Source organism: Caballeronia sp. (assembly GCF_049581465.1).
In the GTDB taxonomy this organism is placed as follows: Bacteria; Pseudomonadota; Gammaproteobacteria; order Burkholderiales; family Burkholderiaceae; genus Caballeronia.
Genome location: NZ_JBAUSA010001342.1, coordinates 1 through 2950, shown reverse-complemented (window position 1 = coordinate 2950; position 2950 = coordinate 1). Strand labels below are relative to the sequence as shown.

Annotated in this window: 3 protein-coding genes; 1 reads left to right on the top strand and 2 read right to left on the bottom strand. The window is 62.1% G+C overall.

Annotated elements, in window-relative coordinates; translation table 11 throughout:
- Window positions 1–466, top strand: a 466-nt coding sequence (locus tag WCA53_RS32510; protein ID WP_423921563.1) for a squalene/phytoene synthase family protein, incomplete at its 5' end; no start/stop codon positions are given.
- 143 nt (window positions 467–609) lie between these two features.
- On the opposite strand, the gene WCA53_RS32505 is transcribed toward WCA53_RS32510, so the two are convergent.
- Together WCA53_RS32505 and WCA53_RS32500 are read right to left on the bottom strand one after the other, a co-directional pair.
- Window positions 610–1812, bottom strand: coding sequence for a DUF1501 domain-containing protein (locus WCA53_RS32505; protein ID WP_423921560.1), 1203 nt, complete (start codon window positions 1810–1812; stop codon window positions 610–612).
- A gap of 8 nt (window positions 1813–1820) precedes the next feature.
- Window positions 1821–2950: DUF1800 domain-containing protein (locus WCA53_RS32500; RefSeq protein WP_423921558.1), on the bottom strand; the 1130-nt coding region annotated here is incomplete at its 5' end.

Genomic DNA, 2950 nt, shown 5'->3' with positions numbered 1-2950 from the left:
GCGTTATCTGGACGGTACGGGCGGCGCGTTCGCCGTTCTCGTGGCGAGGGCGACCGCGCAGCGTCCTCAGGATGCAGCCCTGTGGGCCACGCCACTCGGTGCGGCGTTGCTGCTCGCGGAACGTGTGGCGGAAATTGGCGACGATGCGCGTCACGGCCGCATTTACGTTCCGATCGATGAATTGCAGCGTTTCAACGTGACCGCTGCCGACGTGACCAATCGCAAATACAGCGATGCGTTCACCGCGCTGATGCGCTTCCAGACCGAGCGCGCGCGCGAAACGTTGAAGAAGGCGCTCGACGCCATTCCCGCCGACGAACGCAAGATGCAGCGTGTATTGCGGGCGCAAGGAGCGATATCGATGGCCTTGCTCGATGAGATCGAACGCGAAAACTTCCAGGTGCTGCATCAGCGCATTGCGCTTACGCCGATCCGCAAGTTGTGGATTAGCTGGCGCGTTCGATAGGCGCAGGGCATTCCTGCGCAGCGACCTTGCATGGCGTGCGGCGTGGATCGTGTAGCGTGATTGTCCAACCCGGGCGCACCGTACCAAACCTGATGGTTTTAGACGGTTGCTCAGGTTGCTAAAAGCCTCGCTTGAAACCCCGCTTAAACCCGCAAGATCGGCAATGGCTCGAACTTCTGCCCGAGAATTCCGGTCGCGTCCAGGCCCCACCACTGCCCCAGCACGCTCGCATAAAGCTGCCGGAAATCGACGCCGACGGGCAGGTTGCCGTTGCCGTCCAGTCGCGCCAATACCGGCGCGACGCCATGCAATCCGCCGTTCACCTTGCCGCCCATCACGAAGTGCGGCGCGACGGTGCCGTGGTCCGTCCCGTTGCTTTGATTTTCGCGCGGGCGTCGTCCAAATTCGGCATAGGTCATCACGAACGTATTGTTCCAGCGGTTCAGTTCGACCAGCGCCGAGCGCATCGCGACAAATCCCTCCGATAACTGCTTGAGCAACGCTGCTTGCTGGCCCGGCTGGTTTTGATGGGTATCGAAGCCATTGAGCGTCAGACGGATCACCGCGACACCCTGTCCTTGCTGCGGCATGCCCGCTGGCGTGTCGGTCGCGGCCAACACCTGCATCGCGGTCTTGATCGAGTTGCCGAACGCGCCACCCGGAAACTGCGTCTTGAGCACGAACTGGCCGTTGCGCGGACGCAGCCGATCGGCCGCCTTCACGATGTCGTTCTCCACATCGAGGATATGCGCGAGCGCCGGATTGCGTTCCTTAAGAGACACGGGCGTGGCGAAGCGCGCCTGTTGTTCGAATTGCGCGGGATTCACCAGCGCCACCGCCCGCGCACCGTTTGCAAGCGGCCCAAGTTCCGCGCTGCCGATCACGACAGCGTCGGCCGCAAATTCCGGCGGTACCGGCTGCGCGCGAAACGCCCGCGTGAGCCAGCCTTCATGCAGGTATTGATCGGAGCGCGAGGCGGTGTCCCAGATCTCGATGGAACGGAAATGCGAGAGATTGGGCTGCGGATAACTCACGCCTTGCACGATCGCGAGTTGCTTGCCGGCCCACATTGGCAGCAACGGCTGCAGCGCGGGATGAAGACCGGTGCGTTCGTCGAGTTGCACGACCTGCTCGCGTCGAATGCCGATCTTCGGCCGCAGCGTGGCGTAAGCAGGATCGGCGAACGGGATCACGGTATTCAGGCCGTCATTGCCGCCCTTCAGTTCGACCAGGATCAGCAGGTTGCCATAGCCCGGGTTGGGCGTCACGCCAGCCGCAAACGCCGATGGGGCCAGCGCGAATGCGCCGGCGGCGCTGGTCATCGAAAGGAAGTCGCGTCGATTCATCTCACCGCCTATTTCAACTGATACGCCGGGTCCATCAGCAAGGCACGCAAATACGTGCTGCTGGTGGCGTCGGCATCGATGGCATCGGCCGGCGACACCGCCAGCACAGCATGCTGCATTTGCAATTCCGCCGATAAATCCGGCCGCGCCTGAGCCGTCGTATTGTATCGAGCGAGCCACGCGTCCAGATCGAAGCGCATGCCGGTTCGCGGCGCTTGCATGGAAACGGCCTGCGTCATGCTTCGCGGTGCGGACGTCGACCGCGGGTCCCGGGCTTGGGTCGCACGAAACAGTTGCTCGATAAACTGCTTGCGCGCGAGCAGGGTGGAACTGTTGATCCAGTTCTCGCCGCCCGGCCAGCCCTTGACGTTGGGCGGATAGAACAGGTTTTCACCGAAATTGCGCACCTGGACCGCGAACTGCGCCGTGTCCTGATCCGGATAGCCGATATCGAATTCACGCACCGTGCCCACCACGAATTCGGCGGGAGACTTGATCAGCACGCCGCGATTGCGCTCATCCCAGAACGCCTCCGATAAGAACACGCCGCGCAGCGCCGTCTTGATGTCGTAGTGACTCGCACGAAAACGCGCGGCGATCGGTGCGATCTGCGCCGGATCTGGCGCCTCGGAAATGAACTCGCGCCAGAGTTCCGTTGCGATGAACGTAGCCGTTTCCGGCTGTTCCAGGAGAATGTCGAGCACCTGGTCGCCGTCGAAGTTGCCCGTCTGGCCAAGCACGGTCTTCTCGCCGTCGTCGTGTGTTTTTGGATTGAATTGAAACGCCTGCGTGTCCGGATCGAGTGTCCAGCCCGTATAGGCCCGTGCGGCCTCGGCCACGTCCTGCTGCGAATAGTGGCCCTCGCCGAGCGTGAACAGCTCCATTACTTCGCGGGCAAAATTTTCATTGGGCCGACCCTTGCGATTGCTCTCACCATCGAGGTATTGAAGCATGGCAGGATCTTTCGCGACCGCGTGCAGCAGGTCGCCGAAGTTGCCGAGTGCGTCGCGGCGCAAGAAGGCGTTCTGCCGGAACATGAGCTGCGGATAAGCAACCTTGTCCTGGCCGGAGGGGAAGTGATCGTGCCAAAACAGCGTCATGCGTTCGGTCAACGGCGAAGGTGTGGTGAGCATTTCGC